Origin of the sequence: Erythrobacter sp. LQ02-29 (assembly GCF_022576075.2) — a bacterium.
Taxonomy (GTDB): domain Bacteria; phylum Pseudomonadota; class Alphaproteobacteria; order Sphingomonadales; family Sphingomonadaceae; genus Alteriqipengyuania.
The window spans coordinates 1,104,789-1,122,978 of the sequence record NZ_JANCNT010000001.1 but is presented as its reverse complement, the minus strand read 5'-3'; the positions used below and the strand labels follow the sequence as shown (position 1 = coordinate 1,122,978).

The window sequence follows — 18,190 nt, the reverse complement described above, 5'->3', positions numbered from 1 at the left end:
TTCGCGAGGCTCCGATGTCGGAAGACCCGACCGCATCTAATGCGCCGTCCGCGCAAAAGCAAGCGAAGCGAGCCACCCTTGCCGCGCGCGGTCCGGCGCTCTAGCGTCACCCCCGTCACGGGACGGAAACATTTTTTCCGAGGGGTAACACGAACATGAACACAGAGGCCCAGGCTTCTCTGGGTGACCGGCTGGTCGCGCCGGTCACCAATATTTCCGATTTCATCTGGGGCGGTACCTGGAATGGCGAACCGGTCATTCCCATCCCCCCGCTGGCGGTGATCCTGCTCGGCGTCGGTCTGTGGTTCATGATCGGCCTGCGGTTCTACCCGATCGCCAAGCTAGGGAGCGCCTTCGCCGGGCTGTTCAAGGGCCGCAAGAGCGCGGGCCAGGGCGAGATCAGCCCCTTCGCGGCGCTTTCCACCGCACTGTCGGGCCAGGTCGGCACCGGCAATCTGGCAGGCGTCGCAACCGCGATTGCGCTGGGCGGACCGGGCGCAGTGTTCTGGATGTGGGTCACCGCGCTGTTCGGCATGGCACTGGCTTTCGGCGAGGGTTCACTCGCCATCCGCTATCGCGAGCATACCAGCGACGGCACCTATCGCGGCGGACCGATGAGCTACATCATGCTCGGTCTCGGCCCGAAATGGCGCTGGCTGGCGGTGGTGTTCTGCCTCGGCACCCTCTTTTCCGCGCTGGTCACCGGCAATTCGATCCAGTCGAACGAGGTCGCGAGCGGCCTCAACGAACTGTTCGGATGGGAACGCTGGGTCGGCGGCCTCGTCGTCGCCGGCGCGGTGTTCATCGTCATCATCGGCGGGATCAAGTCGATCGGCAGCGTCGCCGACAAGATCGTGCCGGTCATGGCCGCCTGCTACGTCGTTATGGCGGCGACGGCGCTGATCCTGAACGCGCCCGACCTGCCGGAAACCTTCGGGCGGATCTTCGGCGGCGCATTCAACACGCAAAGCGCGACCGGCGGGTTTGCGGGCGCGGCGATCATCATCGCGATCCGCGCCGGCACCGCGCGCGGCCTGTTCTCCAACGAGGCGGGACAGGGCTCCACGCCCATCGCCCACGCGGTGGCGCAGACCGACGATCCCGAACAGCAGGGCCGGATGGCGATGCTGGGCACCTTCATCGACACGATCGTGATCTGTACCATGACCGCGCTGGTGATCCTGACGGTGGAAGGCGACTTCACTTATCAGGGCCAGGCGGTGAAGCATGTGTGGCAGTCCGATCTCGGCACCACGGCGCAGAGCGGCTTCGTGACGACGTCGGGCGCGTTCGCGGCGGCCTTTCCGTTCGAGATCGGGGGCATTCCGCTGGGCACGCTGGTCGCCAGCCTGGCGCTGATCCTGTTCGTGTTCACCACGCTGCTGACCTGGAGCTATTACGGTGAGCGGGCGATCACCTTCCTCTACGACCGCATTCCGGGTTCGACTCGCGGTGGGGAGAGGACGCTGCACATCGCCTGGCGCGTATTGTGGTGCATCGGCATCTTCATCGGCGCGACGCTGCCCTCGCAGCTGGTCTGGCGCTTCGGCGATATCTCCAACGCCACGATGGTGCTGCCCAACCTGCTGGCGCTGATGCTGCTGTCAGGCGTGGTGTTCAAGCTGGCGCGGGGCGATCGGACTGCGGGGCGCGACTATCACGCGCAGACGCCGGAAGAGCCCGAGGAGTATTGATCTTCGGGGCCGCCAGGCGCGCGCGGGCCGGGGCGGAGTATTATGCTAAAAGGGCCGGCGCCCGGTTACCCGGTGCCGGCCCCATCGCTTTTGGTCGAACGTTCCTATCGCGCGCCGAACAGCCGGGCGAGGAAGCCGGGTTCCTCCATCGGCCGGATCGGCCCGTGCTTCATACGGCGATGACTGGCATCGGTATATGCGCGCGGGCTGGTCCACTGATCGGCGCGGCTGCTGCGGAAGGTCAGACTGGACATAGATACCTCCATGATCGGTTTGCCCTCCATCCGGCGAATATAATGCACGGGTGGGCGCAGCAGTTCCCGATAGGTTCCACGCACAAGGGCCAACTGTTGCAAATCGGCAACAAATCGCAGTCGTCCAGGCGCATACGCGCGATGATAGAGAATTTGGCAGGGGTGACAGGATTCGAACCCGTGGCCCTCGGTTTTGGAGACCGATGCTCTACCAACTGAGCTACACCCCTGCAGGCGGACCGCGCCCTAGGCCATAGCGCGCCTCTTGCGCAAGCGGGAATTCGCCACGCTCCGGCTTGGCGCAAGCTCTCCGAGCGTTCATAGCGACCGCGATGCATGCGCCGCGGCCTCCGCTGATTCCGATCGACCTGCTGCTCAGGGCCTACCGGGCCGGTATCTTCCCCATGGCCGACAGCCGCGACGATCCGGAGATTTTCTGGGTCGAACCGCGCGAGCGCGCCATCATTCCGATCCGCGGGTTCCATTGTTCACGCTCGCTCGCCCGCACCTTGCGGCGCGAGGTCTTTACCGTCACCTGCGACACCGCCTTCCCTGCAGTGGTGGATGCCTGCGCCGCGCCCCGCCCCGGCCATCCGGAAAGCTGGATCAGCGAGCGCGTCGCCGCCAGCTATCGCGCCCTGCACGATGCCGGCCACGCCCATTCCATCGAATGCTGGGAGGACGGAGAGCTGGTGGGCGGGGTGTACGGCGTGGCGTTCGACCGGGTGTTTTGCGGCGAGAGCATGTTCAGCAGGCGGCGCAATGCCTCCAAGGTGGCGCTCGCCTGGCTCCTCGCCTTGCTCGAACGAGCCGGGTGCGAGCTGTTCGATTGTCAGTTCATGACCGAGCATCTCGCTTCGCTGGGTGCCGTCGCCATTCCGCAGCACGAATATCTCGACCGGCTGTCCGCGGCCCACGCGCCGCAGCCGATGAGCCTTCCCGATGCCTATGCCGCGCTGTTGTCGGAGGCGTCGGGCGATGGGTCATCCGAAGGCGCGGCCTCCTCTCCCGGGAAGCGCATCGCGCAATTCTTGACCCATACATCGTAGATCGGGTGTTCGACCACGTTGACGCTGGGCGAATTCTTGAAGAGCCAGCCGGAAAATATCTTTTCCCAATTGCCATTGGCATTGGTGTCGGCGTTGTTACGCCCTTGCGCGACCAGCACCTGGACGAAAGCACCGGTTTCCTCCGGCTCTTCCCATGGCGGCGTACGCTCGCAACTGGCGAGCCGGACGATCACATCGCCGACCCGTTTAGATTCGCCGGGTTTGAGTTCGATATCCTGCGACAGGTTGTTGCGCTTGTTGAGCAGGCCGAGCGTCGCCACACGGTCCTTCAGCGGAGTGCCCTGCTCGGCACCTTGGGCAGGCTGCTGCGGACGCGCCGAAGCTGTGGGCGAAGGGGGTGCCGGTGCCTCCCGCTCGGCGTCGGGCGGACCCTTCTCGTTGCAGCCCGCCAGCAGAGTGAGCGCCAGCAGGACGGAGATAGGCGCTGCGCAGCGCATGATCACTCGCCGGGCGTCCACGCCTCGTAATCGCCGACGGCGGGCTGACGCTTGCCACCACGCTGCAATGCGCCCTTGGGCAGGTAGGCATTCGCCGTCCCGGTCGCGTTCGGCGTGTATTCGGTTTCCCAGATTCGCGCAGGGGGAAGATGGCTTTCGGGCACATCGTCGAACGCGCCGTGCAACCAGCCGTGCCATTCAGGCGGCACTCGGCTGGCGTCGTTCGCGCCATCGTAGATGACCCAGCGCCGCTCCCGCCCAGTATAGGAACCGGCGGTGGGCAGATCGTCGCGCTTGTTGCGAGAGCGATAATACTTGTTGCCCTGCGCATCGGTGCCGACATGCTCGCCGCGCATCGAGGTAAACAGGGAGGTGCCGATGGTGGCGCCGTTCCACCAGGTGAAGATCTTGCCGAGAAAGCTCATATCGGTGCCGTCGTTAGCGGATCGCCGCCGGGCGGCCAAGCGCCTTGTCGATGTACCGCCATGCGTATCGTGGCATAGCGCCATATCGCCTTATTCATCGAGTTCGCCGGCCCAGCTTTCCGCCTCTCTCTCGTCGTTCGCGTCGATTACGGCGCGCGCTTCGGCAAAGCCGTGCCCGGCCCGTACCATGGCGGCAAGCTGCTTCTCACGTCTGGGGCGATCCAGGGGTTCGGCGGCGAAGGGCCCGAAGCGGCGTTTGCGCGCCAGGAGCAAGGCGGCGTGCCGACGCTCCCGCTCGTCCGGTTCCAGATCCTGCCGGATCCGCTCACCGATCCCCGCCTCTCCTAGCGCCTGGTCGACCCGCCGCGCGCCGTATCCCCGGCGCAACAGATCGCCTGCGCGCGCCCTGGCGAAAGCCGCGTCGTCGACATAGCTAAGTTCCGCGAACTCCGCCACCAGCGCACCTATGTCGGGTTCGCCCTCTTCCTCCCACCCTCGCTCGCGCAGCTTGCGCCGCAGATATCGCTCCAGCCGCGCGGTGCTGGTCGCGTAGCGCGCGACGTAGGACAGGGCGAGATCGCGCAAGCCGGGCCGATCCAGTGGCCGCTTGGGCCGGGCGGGACGCCGTCGATCGCGGTTTGCCTCGTTCATCGGCCATAATGCTGCCATAGTTCCTTTCTTATGGGAAAGGTTTATGACGGACCTGTTTTTCGCCGGGTAAGACCGCACGGGAGCCTGAAGGAAGGGTGCCAATACGCCCGCACAACTGGGACAAATCTCCGCACATGACAGAAACCACGCTTACGCCGACGCCGAACGATTGCCCCTTGCCGCGGCGCCGTTCGGACTTCGCGACATTCGCCGAAGCGATCCATTATGCCGCCCGCAGCGAGAAGGGGCTGAATTTCCACGACATGCGGGGCGCGCTGGAGCGCCCCTATACCTATGGCGAGATGCGCGACGATGCGCTCGCCATGGCCTATCGCCTGAAGGCGGCCGGGGTGGGCGCGAAGGACCGGGTGGCGCTGATCGCCGAGACGGGACCGGAATTCGCCGCGCTGTTTTGCGCGTGCATCTTCACCGGGGCGTGGCCCGTGCCGCTGCCCCTGCCGACCACTTTCGGCGGGAAGGAGAGCTATATCGACCAGCTTTCCGCACAGCTGGAGAGCGCCGATCCGAAACTTCTGCTCTATCCACCGGAAATCGCCGAAATGGTCAGCGCGGCGGCACAAAGGCAGCATTGCGAAGCGGTCGACTGGGAAAGCTTCGGCCAGACCGATGCACCCGAATGCCCCCTGCCCGAAGCGCAGGCGGACGACATCTGCTACCTTCAGTATTCGAGCGGTTCGACCCGCTTCCCAACCGGCGTCGCGGTGACGCACAAGGCGCTGCTCCACAATCTCTACGGCCATGCCACCGGCGTCGATCTGGGCAAGAACGACCGTGTGGTAAGCTGGTTGCCGTGGTATCACGACATGGGGCTGGTCGGATGCTTTCTGTCCCCTATCGCGAACCAGGTTTCGGTCGATTATCTGAAAACCGAGCATTTCGCGCGTCGCCCCCTCGCCTGGCTCGAACTGATCAGCAGGAACGCGGGCAACACGCTCTCCTATTCCCCCACCTTCGGCTACGACATCTGCGCGCGCCGCATTTCGAGCCAGAGCCATGTCGGCAAACGCTTCGACCTGTCGCGCTGGCGGACGGCGGGCAACGGGGCCGACATGATCCGGCCCGACGTGATGCAGAATTTCGTCAACGCGTTTTCCGATGCCGGTTTCCGCGCCAGCGCCTTCACCCCCAGCTACGGGCTGGCGGAGGCGACCCTCGCGGTCACGGTGATGCCGCCGGGCGAAGGCATCCGCGTCGAGCTAGTGGAGGAAGAGCGCCTTTCCGGAACGCGGCGCAACCTGATGCGCCCCGCCCGCTATCGCGCGATCGTGAATTGCGGCAAGCCGCTGCCCGACATGGAAGTCGAAATCCGTACAGAGGATGGCTCCGTGCGCGGCGACCATCAAATCGGCAAGGTCTGGTGCCACGGGCCCAGCGTGATGCACTCCTATTTCCGCAACGAGGAGGCGACCAGCGAATGCCTCGTCGGCGGATGGCTCGACACCGGCGACATGGGCTACATGGCCGATGGCTATCTGTTCATCGTCGGCCGGGCGAAGGACATGATCATCATCAACGGCAAGAATCACTGGCCGCAGGATATCGAATGGGCGGTGGAACAGCTGCCCGGCTTCAACCACGGCGATATCGCGGCGTTCTCGATCGAGACCGAACAGGGAGAGGAAGCGGCCGCAGTGCTGGTCCATTGCCGCGTATCCGACCCGGAGGAACGGCAGAACCTGCGCGAGAGCATCCGCGAGAAGGTGCACGCCGTCACCGGCTCCGCCTGCGTGGTCGAGCTGGTGCCGCCGCGCACCCTGCCGCGCACCAGTTCCGGCAAGCTGAGCCGCGCGAAGGCGAAGAAGCTCTATCTGTCGGGAGAGATCAGGCCGATCGAAATGGCGGCCTGATCGATCAGGGCGCGGTTCCCCAGCGGGCGCGCATCACCGGGCCTCCGACCGCAAGCCCCGCCGATACGCCGGAATCCGCAAGGATACCGGCCGCGACCTTCCGCGTCTCGGGGTCCCCGCCCTGCAAATAAACCGGCGCGCCGGTGCGCTGGGCCGCCCAGACCAGCGTGGAAAGCGCCTGCCGCCCGGCGGGAGTCGGTGCACCGTCCGCGAAGGCGATTTCAGGCAGCGGCAATTGCGGCGGCTGCACGGCTATGGTCCAGTCGGGATATTGCGCGGCGATGCGTCGCTCCAGCTGCTGGAACGTCTGCACGTTCGCCCCCGCCAGCGGCACCGCGCGCACGATCGCCCGGCGGTTCTCCCGATCCAGCGTCACATCGTCCGGCGTTACCCCCGCGACCAGAGCGAGGTCGCGGGCCAGCGCATCGAGCCGTTCGTCCTTCGCCTCCTCTTCGCGCGCCCGCGCCGCGGCGAGCTGCGCCTGTTCCGCCTGTTCGGTGGTGCCCACGCGGTACTGCGTCAGCCGGAAATCGACCTGCTCGCCCAGCAGCCCCTCCAGCGTCGTTTCCCCCTTCTGCTTGGCGGCGGGGTGCAACTCGGGAGTCAGGACCGTCGCGTCGACGGTGATCGGCTTGCTCTCCAGATCGAAATCGATCTGCGACAGCCGTGCATCCGAACCGAACCCTTCCATGACCGAAGTGCGGATTTGTCGCGCGGCGTTCGTTTCCCACACGATCTGCCGCAGCGAGAGGAACAGCGGGATCGCCAGCGCCACGAAAACCACCACGATGATGATCGTCTGCAGCCGGGTCTGTCGGCCCGAGAGCCGGGCGCTGAAGCCGTAGATGCGGGCCATGATCGTGGCGACCAGCGCGATCGTCATCAGATTGGTGACGAACAGGAGCAGAGCCCCCGAAAACACCGTCCAATTGAGCGTCGCGATGCCGAAGCCGACCACCGCCAGCGGCGGCATCAATGCGGTGGCGATGGCGACGCCCACGATCGTCCCCTCGCGCCCGCGGATCATCGAGTAGGCACCTGCGAGGGCGGAGAATACCGCCACGCCGAGGTCGAACAGGTTGGGCCGCGTGCGCGCCGCTATCTCCGGCGTGACGGTCTGCAGGGGGGAAAGGAACACCACCAGCGCGGTCAGGGCGATCGCCAGCAGCGTACCCGCAGCGAGCGCATAGACCGATTTCTGCAACCAGCCATAGTCGCCGATCGCCAGCGCGAAGCCCGCGCCGATGATGGGCCCCATCAGGGGGGCGATCAGCATCGCGCCGATCACCACTGCGGGGGACGACAGCAGCAGGCCCAGCACCGCAATGCCGGCCGACATCGCCAGCATGAACAGATAGCGCGCGGAGATGTAGGCTTCCTCGCGACGCCTCGCGATCACCTCTTCCTGATCCACGCTCTCCAGCACGACGTTGCGCCACCAACCGCGCCAATAGCGCGCTATAACGGCCACGCGCGCCTGGTAGGTTCGGGTCTCATCGGCAGGATGACTTGCAGGTGCCGCTTCCATATAAGGTCCCTATGACGCCCGCCGGGCGGATGAAAGATTATGCGTGTGCGAACACTGCATTAGTTGAATAACACACTGCGCGATGCCATAAGATATCCCAGGACTGACAGGAAGAGCCATGGCCGACGACGTGACCGCGACGAAGACGAAAACCGATACCGGGCTGGAACTGACGCCCCCCGATCCCGTGCCCGAGGTCGCGCCGGAAAAGGCGGCCGGGTTGGTTCCGGTGGCCGAGGAAACGAAGAACAAGCTCGACAAGAAGGTCGACGACTTCATCTCCGCGCTGGTCAGCGAAGACGCGAACTCGCCCGAATTCGGCCAGAAGGTCGATCAGCTGACCAATATGGGGCGCAAGGAAATCGCCGCCGCGGCGCAGCAATCCAACCGCTTCCTCGACCGCCCCATCCGCGCGATGGATAAGGACGAGGGCGTCGGAGCCAATCTCGCCGAACTGCGCCGCACGGTGGAGGAGCTCGATCCGGGCCGCCGGGGCAAGCTGACCGGTCCGCGCAAGATCCTGGGCATCATCCCCTTCGGCAACAAGCTGAACGACTATTTCCGCAGCTATCAGAGCGCGCAGACCCACATCCAGCAGATCCTCGACAAACTGCATTCGGGTCGCAAGGAATTGTGGGAAGACAATGCCGCGATCGATGTCGAGCGGGCGAAGCTGTGGGAGGCGATGGGCAGCCTCGAACAGATGATCCACATCTCGAAAACGCTGGACACCCGGTTGGAGGAGAAGGCGAACGAGCTCGACGCGACCGACCCGGCGAAGGCCAAGGCGATCCGCGAAACCGCGCTGTTCTACGTCCGCCAGCGCACGCAGGACCTGCTGACCCAGATGGCGGTATCGGTGCAGGGCTACCTCGCGCTCGACCTTGTCAAGAAGAACAATGTCGAGCTGGTTAAGGGCGTCGACCGCGCCAGCACCACCACCGTTTCCGCGCTGCGCACCGCCGTCACCGTCAGCGAGGCGATGACCAACCAGCGGTTGGTGCTGCAGCAGATTACCGCGCTGAACGACACGACGGCAGGCATTATCGATTCGACCGGCACGATGCTGCGCGAGCAAACCGGCAAGATCCACGAGCAGGCGGCCTCGAGTACGATCCCGCTTGAGACGCTGCAGCGCGCATTCCAGAACATCTACGACACGATGGACGAGGTCGACGCGTTCAAATTGCGCGCGCTCGACAGCATGAAACAGACGGTCAATGTCCTCTCCGACGAGGTCGAGAAGTCCAAAGGGTACATCGCGAGGTCCGAAGGGCAGGCCAAGTCGTCCAAACAGGTTGCGGGCAGCCAGCCCGACCTGCTGGCGCTGGACAGCTGATGAGCGACCTGACCCGCCAGAGCGATCGATTGCTGCAGGACGCGCGAGCCGTGCGCGACGACAATCGCACGGGCGGACGGCACCGGCGCCAGTCGATCGGGCGCGGCTCGGCCGAGCTGAAGCGCGAGCATCTGCTGAAGAAGATCCGCAACATCGCGATCGCCGCCGCCGCGATCTTCGCCTTCTCGGTGGCGGCGGGCATCATCGTGGACGGGATCGGGTTCACCGGCGTCGTGATGGTGTTCTTCGCGCTGCTCGCGGCAGGGTTCATCTTCGGGCGCTATCCCCAGATGAAGGTGCCCCGGCGCGAGGACCTGACCCGCACCGAGGATGTCCGCCAGCTCGTCGGCAAGACCGAGCTGTGGCTGGAGGCGCAACGGCCCGCTCTGCCCGCTCCGGCGGTGAAGCTGGTCGACGACCTGGGTGTGCAGCTGGACGCGCTGGGCCTGCAGCTCGAACGCGTTCCGGCAGACCATCAGGCAGCGCGCGACATCCGCGAACTCGTGGGCGAGACGTTGCCCGAAATGGTCGACAGCTATCGCAACATCCCCGGCAATCTGCGCGCCGAGGAGCGCGCGGGATCGACGCCCGATCGGCAACTGATCGACGGGCTGGGCCGGATCAGCCGCGAGATCGATCAGGTAACCCGCCAGCTCGCCGACGGCGCGCTGGACGATCTGGCGGTGAAGACCCGCTATCTTGAATATCGCTACGGCGGCAGCGACCAGCCGCAAACGGAGGAAAATTGATGCGTGTTCCGATCGAGCACAAGCTCGGCAAGGACGAGGTCCGCCGCCGCCTGAAGAACAGCGATCGCGAGATCTCGGATCAGCTGCCCGGGGGCGTCGCCGAAGTCGAAACCGCCTGGCCGAGCGAGGACCGGATGAACCTCGCGGTGAAATCCATGGGCCAGGTAATCCACGGCTATGTGGAGATCGAGGACACTTGCCTGATCTTCAATCTCGATCTGCCGGCTGCCCTGTCGTTCCTGAAACCCATGATTTCTGCCGCGATCGAGAAAAAGGGCGCGAAGCTGCTAGCCCGCCCGACCTGACCGAAGGCGCGATTCGACCGGGCGCGTCACCCGACTGGAACGGACGCGGCCTACACGCATTAGTGACAATTGGCCCGTAAGCGATTGCGGGCCGCTATTATGATGCCCGACACTCCCGCCCCCTCCTCCTCCCTTCGGACGCGCCTGCGCGACGCCACCGGTGACGCGCATCGGCAGCTCGACGATGCGATGGCGCAGCTGAAGCTGACGGACCGGCGCGATTATGCCCTGTTCCTGCGCATTCAGTACGCGGCGCGCATCGGTGTGGAAGCGTGGCTCACGCGCCACGCCCCGTCCGATCTCGTTCCCCCGCCGCAGTGTCCCGCCATCGCGACGGACCTCGCGGCGATGGGCGAACCGCTCCCGCTCGAGCAGCCTCGCTTCGATCAGGCCACGGATTCGGACGCGCTGGGGGTCGCCTGGGTTCTCGCCGGTTCCTCGCTGGGCAACCGGGCCATGCTGGCCGATCTGAAGAAATCGGGCACCGGGGATCTCCCCACGGCCTTTCTCGGCAATGCCGACATGGCGGCGTTCTGGCACGACTTCCGACCGCGGATCGACGATTACGCGGATACCGCCGATGGGGCGATACGATCGGCGCACCGGACCTTCGCACATTTTTCTGCCATCGCGGCTGCTTATCTGCCAAATGGCGCGCAATGAGTGAAACCGGCCTCTTGACCAATGTCGATCTGACAACCTGCGACCGCGAACCGATCCATCAGCTCGGTTATATCCAGCCGTTCGGGGCACTGGTTGCCGTGAATGGCGATGGAATGGTCTCGCGCCGGTCCGCGAATCTGCAGGAGTTCCTGGGCCTCGAAGCCCCCCTCGAAACCGGGGCCAAGCTGCGTGAGGTCTTTTCCCCGGAAGCGATCGAGATGATCCGCTCCGTGGTCGAGGATCTGCGCCACGAAGACGAGGTGGAGCGGCTGTTCGGGATCGACCTGCTGGGCGACGAGCGCCTGTTCGATTGCGCTATCCACCGATCGGGCCAGGACCTTGTCATAGAGATAGAGCGGCACGACGGGCTGCTCCACGCCGATAGCATAGCCTCCATTCGCCCGATGATGCGGCGGCTCAATACGATTACCGAAGTCGGGCCGATGTGCGAATACGCGGCGGAACAGCTGCACGCCCTGCTCGGATTCGACCGGGTCATGGTCTATCGCTTCCATCCGGATGGCAGCGGAGAGGTGATCGCGGAAGCGCGCGAGCGGGAGATCGACGGGTTCCTCGGCCTGCGCTACCCGCGGACGGACATCCCGGCGCAGGCACGCGAGCTCTATGTGCGCAACCGGTTCCGGATCATCGCGGATATCGCGGACAAGCCTGTCCCGATCGAGCCGGAGCTGTCCATCAACGGCAAGCCGCTGGACCTGAGCCTGTCCACATTGCGCGCGGTTTCGCCGATCCATATCGAGTATCTCAAGAACATGGGCGTGCGCGCCTCCCTCTCGATCTCGATCATCGTGCGCGGCAAGCTGTGGGGGCTGTTCGCCTGCCACCACTATGCGCCCAAGAACCTGGTCTTCTCCCAGCGCACGACGGCGGAACTGTTCTCGCAACTCTTCTCGCTGGTGCTCGACCGCGCGCTGAACCAGGAACGCAGCGATCGCCGCGATGTCGGCCGCAAGCTGCACGACCGGCTGATGACGCGCCTCGCCGGCGGAGCATCGCTGATCGACAATCTGTCGAACGTCGCGAATATCATCGGCGATGCCATTCCCCACGACGGCGCGAGCGTGTTCGTGGACGAGCGCTACGTTTCGCGCGGCAAGACCCCGACCGAGGCCGAGTTCCGCAAATTGCTGCCGGCGCTCAATTCCGGCGAGACCGGCGCGATCTTCGCCACCGATCAGATGGGCGACCGGATCGAGGCCGCTCGCGCTTTCGAGCAACGTGCCGTGGGTGCCCTGGTCATTCCGGTATCGCGCCGCCCGCGCGACTATTTCATCCTCTGGCGCGCACCGCTGGCTCAGACGGTCAACTGGGCGGGCAATCCCGAAAAGCCGGTGGAACTGGGGCCCAACGGCGCGCGTCTGACGCCACGCAAGAGCTTCGAGACGTGGCAGGAAACGGTTACCGGCAAGTCGGCTCCGTGGACCGAGGACGAATGCGAAGTTGCCGAAATGCTGCGCGTCACCCTGCTCGAGGTGATCCTGCGCCTGACCGACGAGGCGGTGCAGGAGCGCAAGCGGCACGCGGAGCAGCAGGAATTGCTGATCGCCGAGCTGAATCATCGGGTGCGCAATATCCTAAACCTGATCCGCGGGCTGGTGAACCAGACCCGGCACGAGGCGGGCGACGCGGCATCCTATGCGGAGATCATCGGCGGCCGGATCGGCGCGCTGGCGGCGGCGCACGACAACGTGACCAAGCAGAACTGGTCGCCGGCATCGGTCAAGGCGCTGATCGAAAACGAGGCCGACGCCTATAGCGGTGGCAAGACCGACCGGATCATCATCGAGGGCGCCGACTGTCTGGTCTCGCCGGAAGCCTATACCGTACTGGCACTGGTGCTCCACGAGATGATGACCAATTCGGCCAAATACGGTTCTCTCAGCGACAGTACCGGTCGGTTGATGGTCGGGCTGGAGAGGGCCGCGAGCGGCGATCTGACGATCACCTGGCGCGAGCGCGGCGGACCGCCGGTGCAGGCACCCAAGCGTCGCGGCTTCGGCAGCACCATCATCGAACGGTCGCTGCCATACGAGCTGGACGGCGAGGCGGAGGTGAATTTCGACCTGACCGGCCTGCGGGCCCGTTTCCTGATCCCGGCCCGCTATGTTTCCGGAAGCCAGGACATGCAAAGCGAAGACGCAATGGATGAAGTAAAAACCACCCGTGCCGAAGTGGACGCTTCGGTGAACGCAATCCCGACCCACGTCCTGCTGGTCGAGGACAACATGATCATCGCCCTCGATACGGAAGACATTCTGCGCGGCCTCGGCGTCAAGAAGGTGACCACCGCGTCCAGCGTCGCGCGGGCGATCAAGGCGTTGCAGGAGGACGCGCCGGATTTCGCCGTGCTGGATTACAATCTGGGCCAAGAATCGAGCGATCCCGTGGCGCAGGAGCTGAGCGATCGGAAAATCCCCTTCGCCCTCGCCACCGGCTACGGCGACATGAACGACAAGTTCGCCGATCTGGGGGCGATGGGTATCCTGCAGAAGCCCTACGGCAAGGAAGAGGTCGCTTCGCTGTTCGCGAGCGACGATCAGAGCGGGTAGGCCAGCAGCCCCCGGGCGTCCGTCGTCGCGGCGGTGACCGGGTCACCGGCCGCGACCAGTGCGCATTCGCCGGCGCTCACCATGCTGGTACCCGCCCGATAGGAACCGTCGAGAGGCAGCAGCAAGGCACCCGGCCCGCCGCCGTCCTGCTCGGGATTCCACGCGTTCGCACCCGGAGACCCCTGGAAGTATTCGAGGCGGAAATGGGGGCCCGCGACCAGGCGCATCGCCTTTCCGTTCAGCCGCTTTGCATACCGATCGGTATCGTAGGGGCCGGACCGGGCCACCCTGATGGCGTCGTCGAGTTGAAGCTCCCGCGGGCGCCCGTAATCGTAAAGGCGATAGGTGATGTCGCAATTCTGCTGGATTTCGGCCAGCGTAATGCCGCTGCCGATGGCATGAATGGTTCCGGCGGGCAGGTAGAAGAAATCACCCGCGGCCACCTCGTGCCAGCGCAGCAGCCGCTCGATCGAGCCATCCCGCGCGGCCTGCGCCAAGTCCTCCGGCGCGGTTTCGCGTTCGAGGCCGATCGCCAGCTTCGCCCCGGGCGCGGCGTCGAGGATCAGCCAGCATTCCTCCTTCCCGCTTGCGCCTTTCGGGGCATCGTCGTCGGAGGGATGGACCTGCACCGAAAGATTTTCTCCCGTGAACAGGTATTTGACGAGCAGCTCGGGCAATTCCGGGGGCGGTTCGAACCAGATTTCTCCGATCGGCTCGTCCCGCTCGGCAGCGAAGGGCTCGGGCAGTGCGGTGCGCCCCCATATCTTCTCCACCTCGCGCGTTTCGAGCAGCCGCGTCATTTGCCGGCGGCCCCGGCCAGCTTGCCCACCGACTGCGAGGCGGAAGCCCGAGTAACCAGGACCTCGTCCCCGTCCACGACCACGATCACATCGTCCAGGCCGACGACGGAGACGCGCGGACCGTCGCTCTCGACCATCACGCCGGAGCAATCGATCCGCTGGTGCTTCGCCTGACAGGCGCCGCCATCGGCCACGCGCACGTCCCGCAGCGCCTGCCAACTGCCAATATCGGACCAGCCCATCGCGACCGGCACCATCGCCACGCGATCGGCATTTTCCATGACGGCGTAATCGATCGATTCGCCCTCGATCGCGGTGAAGGCCTGCGCATCCGGGCGGAAGACGCCGTCCGCCTCCTCGCCCCGCTCGAAGGCCGAGCGCGCCTGGTCCGCCAACGCGGGACGATGGCGGGCAAGTTCGTCGAGATATGTCCCCGCGCGCAGGGCGAAGATGCCCCCGTTCCAGCTGTACCCGCCATCGGCGAGGAATTGCCGGGCGGTAGCCGCATCGGGTTTCTCCACGAACCGCGCGATCGCCATCGCGCCGGGGCCGAGCGGCTCCCCATGGCGCAGATAGCCGTAACCCGTTTCCGGGCGGTCGGGTGTGATGCCGAAACTGACCAGCCAGCCATCCGCCGCCAGCCGGGCGGCGGCGAAGGCGGCGCGCCGGAACGCATCCTCGTCCGCGATGTGATGGTCGCTGGGGCACACCAGCATGACCGCGTCCCGGGGCAGCGAGAGTGCGGCCAGCGCGATGGCCGGGGCGGTGTTGCGCCCTGCCGGTTCGGCGATGATATGCACATCGCCCGCCTGCTCGCGCACCAGCGGCACATGGGCGGAGCCCGCCACCACGATCGGCGCGGCGAACCCTTCGCCCGAGCAGCGCCCCAGCGCCTGCTGGAACAACGTCCGCTCGCCCGTCAGCGGCAGGAAGGGCTTGGGCCGGTCGGCGCGGCTGCGCGGCCACAGCCGGGTGCCGCCTCCGCCGCACAGGATTACGGGGTGAATTCTCGGCTGCTCTGTCACGACGTCCTCTTGCTCGCCCCTGCCCTAGCATGCCTTGGGGGCTGTGGCGCTAGTCGTAAAACGCCGCCGAAAAGCACCGCTTTAAGGCTTGGCGAAAAATGTCTGCCGCCAGCCATAGGGCGCGGCGACCGGATCGCCGTTCTGGTCGCGCGCGGGTTTGAAACGGAAGCGGCTGACGGCCAGTTCGCAGGTGATCCGGTCCGCTGCCGGATCGTTGCTGGGATTGACCACGCGGCAGTCTGAGGCGCGCCCGTCCACGCCCACGGTCATCACGATGGTGACCGACTGGCCGAAGCGGGACTCCCGCCCTCCCTGCGGCGCGGGGTAGTCGCGCGCGGAACGGATATCGCCTGCAATCTTCACCGGTTTCGTGGCGACGATCCCGCCGCGCCCGTCCCCGCCGCGGCCCGAGCCGAGGCCGTCGCCATTGCCCGCCGCGCCGGTGCCGCTGCCGCTTTCGGCCGCGCCCGCGCTGTCCTGCGTCCCGGTCGAGCTGACCCGGGGCTGGGGCGGGTCTTCCTTCAGGCGAATCTTCGGCGAAGGCGCGGTGCGGGGCTGCGGCACCGCGTCGCGCCCCGGATCGCCCTGCGCGCCCTCGTCCGGCTCGGGCTCGGGCGATGGCGGGGTCTCGCTGGGCGTCGGCGTCGGTGTCGGCGCGGTAACGGTCACACTGAAGGACGTCAGCACGCTGTTTTCGACATTGGCCGCCACATCCGGCGCGAGCGCCTTCATCAGCCCGTAGAACGCGGCGACATGGAGCAGCGCGATCACGATCAGGATCGGCACGCTCGGGCGCTTGCGCTTGCTGGCAAAGCCGCTGTCGGAGGCCATGGGCCGCGTCTCTCGCTATCCGCTCAGGATTTGCCGCGCACGATCGCGTCGACCGCCCCGCGGGTGACCGAGTGGTAGCTGCCGCGGGTCTTCGCATAGATGCGTTTCGCGATCGGCTTGCCCCACTCGCCCTCGCCCATCAGCGTGGCGAACAGCGGGCGCACGAACTTCGCCCGGCCCACGGTGGAAAGGAACCTCTCCGCCTGCGGCACCGCGGGCTGGTAACGATTGGCCAGCGCCAGCTCCAGCCACAGGAACAGGATCTCGTTGTTGCCGGATTTCGACAGGCCCAGCGCGCTGTCCAGCCGGGCGAGCTGCTCCGCGCTGCGCTGCTTGGGAATGTTGTCGAGGAACCGCATCCGCTCGGCACTGGTCCACTCGCCATAGGTGGCGGGCAAGGTTCCGCCATCGGCATAGGCCCTCACCGCCGCATCGACTTCCGCGAAAGCGGCCGGGTCTGGCCGCGCGACGTTGCTCGGCAGGCCGGGTTCGAAAATCCATTCGTGCAGCTTCAGCTTCTGCGCCTCTTCCGGCGAGCGGACGAGGTTCGCCATCATGTCGTCGTAGAACATCTGGCTGGTCGCGGGCTGGAACGCGTGGTTGTCGAACCACTGGCGAAGCCAAGCGTCGAACCGCTCGCGCCCGACGATGCTTTCCACCGTGCGCAGGAAATAATGCCCCTTGTCGTAGGTGATCGCGCTGCCCAGCTCGTCCGCGCCCGGCTCGTGGTGCAGCGCGGTGCCCGGCGCGTCCATGCCCACTTCGGCCAGCGTGTCCTCGATCCCCGCGAAGGCGAGCGCGGCCTCCTGCTCCGCACGCTTCTTGCCGTACACCGCTTCCACGATGCGGTTCTCGAAATAAGAGGTGACGCCTTCGTTCAGCCAGCTGTCTTCCCAGACGGCATTGGTGACGAGATTGCCCGACCAGCTATGCGCCAGTTCGTGCGCGACGAGGCCGTTGTTCGACCGGTCCCCTGCGATGAAGGTGGGGGTGAGGAAGGTCATCACCGGGTTTTCCATCCCGCCATAGGGGAAGGATGGCGGGAGCACGATCATGTCGTAGCGACCCCAGCGATAGGGGCCGTAGAGCTTCTCCGCCGCTTCCACCAATTGTTCGGTGTCGCCCACTTCCTGCGCCGCGGCGGGCAGGACCGAAGGTTCCGCCCAGACGCCGGTGCGCGGGCCGGTCGCCGCGAAATCGATGTCGCCCGCCGCCAGCGAGATCAGGTAGGGCGGCACCGGCTTGTCCATCACGAAGCGGAAGGCACGGCGGCCGTTGCCGACGTCCTCCGGCTCGCCCTGCCGCACCCCGCTCATCACCACGTCGAGCGGCTTGGGCGCGGTGATGCGCGCTTCCCAGGTCTGGCGGATGCCGGGGCTGTCCTGCGTCGGGATCCAGCTGCGGTTGAGGATCGCCTGCCCCTGGCTGAAGAGGAAGGGATATTCGCCGCCCGCAGTCTGCTCCGGGGCCAGCCATTGCAGCGCCTCCGCCTCCGCAGGCGCGGTGTAGGCGATGCGAATCTTCCTCGCGTCGCCGAAGACGATCGCCAGCGGCGCGCCCTTGTCGCCCTGCGGATCGCCCACGGTGTAGGACAACGGTTGCCCCGCCTCGTCGGTGATCGACGCGATCTTCAGACCGCGATCGTCGAGGATGATCGTGTCGACGCCCGGTGCCGCCTTCACGTCCAGCGTCGCGGTGCCGCCGACGCGCTTGTCCGCAAAATCGAGATCGAGGTCGAGCGCGACATGCGTCACGCGCGCCTTCTGCGGCTGCGCATAGGTGGAGCTGTCGACCGCGTCGGCACTGGTGAGGATCGGCGAGATCATTCCATTTGCCGAAGTCGCGCCCCGCATGCCCGGTTCCCCGGACTGCATGGTGGAACAGGCGGTGGTCGCCATCAGGATGGAAAGGGGGATGGCGATACGGCGCATGGGCGAAACTCCGGATTGGCGAAAGCGATTTGATTTCAGGCTATACCATC

At 65.9% G+C, this 18,190-nt stretch carries 17 protein-coding genes and 1 tRNA gene; 8 read left to right on the top strand and 10 right to left on the bottom strand.

Features of this window, described 5'->3' with window-relative positions:
* Positions 1 to 155 precede the first annotated feature (155 nt).
* On the top strand, positions 156 to 1,694 hold the full coding sequence (locus tag MKP08_RS05555) for a sodium:alanine symporter family protein (protein ID WP_241555243.1): 1,539 nt from the start codon (positions 156 to 158) through the stop codon (positions 1,692 to 1,694).
* Between the two features lie 104 nt (positions 1,695 to 1,798).
* Here MKP08_RS05555 and MKP08_RS05550 read toward each other — a convergent pair whose 3' ends face one another.
* A complete protein-coding gene (locus MKP08_RS05550; protein ID WP_215229066.1) occupies positions 1,799 to 1,948 on the bottom strand; it encodes a hypothetical protein in 150 nt (49 codons plus the stop codon).
* A gap of 154 nt (positions 1,949 to 2,102) precedes the next feature.
* A tRNA-Trp gene (locus tag MKP08_RS05545) sits at positions 2,103 to 2,178 on the bottom strand.
* A 102-nt stretch (positions 2,179 to 2,280) separates the two neighbouring features.
* Here MKP08_RS05545 and aat point away from each other — a divergent pair.
* The gene (aat, locus tag MKP08_RS05540) at positions 2,281 to 2,997 is read left to right on the top strand and encodes a leucyl/phenylalanyl-tRNA--protein transferase (protein ID WP_241555242.1); all 717 of its coding nucleotides are present in this window, start codon (positions 2,281 to 2,283) and stop codon (positions 2,995 to 2,997) included.
* On the opposite strand, the gene MKP08_RS05535 is transcribed toward aat, so the two are convergent.
* From MKP08_RS05535 to MKP08_RS05525, 3 genes are all read right to left on the bottom strand, one after another.
* Positions 2,895 to 3,455, bottom strand: coding sequence for a DUF2155 domain-containing protein (locus MKP08_RS05535; RefSeq protein ID WP_241555241.1), 561 nt, complete (start codon positions 3,453 to 3,455; stop codon positions 2,895 to 2,897). The genes aat and MKP08_RS05535 overlap by 103 nt on opposite strands.
* A gap of 2 nt (positions 3,456 to 3,457) precedes the next feature.
* Positions 3,458 to 3,880: an NADH:ubiquinone oxidoreductase subunit NDUFA12 gene (locus MKP08_RS05530; protein ID WP_215229100.1), complete on the bottom strand. Its 423-nt coding sequence runs from the start codon at positions 3,878 to 3,880 to the stop codon at positions 3,458 to 3,460.
* A gap of 90 nt (positions 3,881 to 3,970) precedes the next feature.
* Positions 3,971 to 4,549, bottom strand: coding sequence for a RecX family transcriptional regulator (locus MKP08_RS05525; protein ID WP_306300125.1), 579 nt, complete (start codon positions 4,547 to 4,549; stop codon positions 3,971 to 3,973).
* A gap of 116 nt (positions 4,550 to 4,665) precedes the next feature.
* Between MKP08_RS05525 and MKP08_RS05520 the strand changes: the two genes are divergently transcribed.
* Positions 4,666 to 6,399 (top strand): fatty acyl-AMP ligase, encoded by a 1,734-nt coding sequence (locus MKP08_RS05520; RefSeq protein ID WP_241555240.1) that lies wholly within the window; start codon positions 4,666 to 4,668, stop codon positions 6,397 to 6,399.
* A gap of 4 nt (positions 6,400 to 6,403) precedes the next feature.
* Here the strand turns inward: MKP08_RS05520 and MKP08_RS05515 are convergent, their stop codons facing one another.
* The gene (locus tag MKP08_RS05515) at positions 6,404 to 7,927 is read right to left on the bottom strand and encodes a DUF389 domain-containing protein (RefSeq protein ID WP_256970012.1); all 1,524 of its coding nucleotides are present in this window, start codon (positions 7,925 to 7,927) and stop codon (positions 6,404 to 6,406) included.
* 118 nt (positions 7,928 to 8,045) lie between these two features.
* Here MKP08_RS05515 and MKP08_RS05510 point away from each other — a divergent pair, with 118 nt between their 5' ends.
* The 5 genes from MKP08_RS05510 (at position 8,046) to MKP08_RS05490 (ending at position 13,553) form a co-directional block, all read left to right on the top strand.
* On the top strand, positions 8,046 to 9,266 hold the full coding sequence (locus MKP08_RS05510) for a toxic anion resistance protein (protein WP_241555238.1): 1,221 nt from the start codon (positions 8,046 to 8,048) through the stop codon (positions 9,264 to 9,266).
* Positions 9,266 to 10,015 carry a hypothetical protein gene (locus MKP08_RS05505; protein WP_241555237.1) on the top strand — a complete coding sequence of 250 codons (750 nt, stop codon included), beginning with the start codon at positions 9,266 to 9,268 and terminating at the stop codon, positions 10,013 to 10,015. The genes MKP08_RS05510 and MKP08_RS05505 overlap by 1 nt, the downstream gene beginning before the upstream one ends.
* Entirely contained in the window at positions 10,015 to 10,320 is a 306-nt protein-coding gene (locus MKP08_RS05500) for a polyhydroxyalkanoic acid system family protein (protein WP_241555236.1), read from the top strand. Before MKP08_RS05505 ends, MKP08_RS05500 begins: the two co-directional genes overlap by 1 nt.
* A gap of 99 nt (positions 10,321 to 10,419) precedes the next feature.
* The gene (locus MKP08_RS05495; RefSeq protein ID WP_241555235.1) at positions 10,420 to 10,983 is read left to right on the top strand and encodes a biliverdin-producing heme oxygenase; all 564 of its coding nucleotides are present in this window, start codon (positions 10,420 to 10,422) and stop codon (positions 10,981 to 10,983) included.
* The gene (locus tag MKP08_RS05490; protein ID WP_241555234.1) at positions 10,980 to 13,553 is read left to right on the top strand and encodes an HWE histidine kinase domain-containing protein; all 2,574 of its coding nucleotides are present in this window, start codon (positions 10,980 to 10,982) and stop codon (positions 13,551 to 13,553) included. The genes MKP08_RS05495 and MKP08_RS05490 overlap by 4 nt, the downstream gene beginning before the upstream one ends.
* On the opposite strand, the gene MKP08_RS05485 is transcribed toward MKP08_RS05490, so the two are convergent.
* The 4 genes from MKP08_RS05485 to MKP08_RS05470 all read right to left on the bottom strand — a co-directional run bounded on the left by MKP08_RS05485 (position 13,541) and on the right by MKP08_RS05470 (position 18,140).
* Positions 13,541 to 14,353, bottom strand: a complete 813-nt coding sequence (locus MKP08_RS05485; RefSeq protein WP_241555233.1) for a class I mannose-6-phosphate isomerase — start codon at positions 14,351 to 14,353, stop codon at positions 13,541 to 13,543. The two genes, MKP08_RS05490 and MKP08_RS05485, sit on opposite strands and share 13 nt — an antisense overlap.
* Complete coding sequence (locus MKP08_RS05480) at positions 14,350 to 15,378, bottom strand: mannose-1-phosphate guanylyltransferase (protein ID WP_241555232.1); 1,029 nt, start codon at positions 15,376 to 15,378, stop codon at positions 14,350 to 14,352. The genes MKP08_RS05485 and MKP08_RS05480 overlap by 4 nt, the downstream gene beginning before the upstream one ends.
* A gap of 81 nt (positions 15,379 to 15,459) precedes the next feature.
* Complete coding sequence (locus tag MKP08_RS05475; RefSeq protein WP_241555231.1) at positions 15,460 to 16,209, bottom strand: hypothetical protein; 750 nt, start codon at positions 16,207 to 16,209, stop codon at positions 15,460 to 15,462.
* Between the two features lie 23 nt (positions 16,210 to 16,232).
* Positions 16,233 to 18,140 carry a M1 family metallopeptidase gene (locus MKP08_RS05470; protein WP_241555230.1) on the bottom strand — a complete coding sequence of 636 codons (1,908 nt, stop codon included), beginning with the start codon at positions 18,138 to 18,140 and terminating at the stop codon, positions 16,233 to 16,235.
* Positions 18,141 to 18,190: the final 50 nt, after the last annotated feature.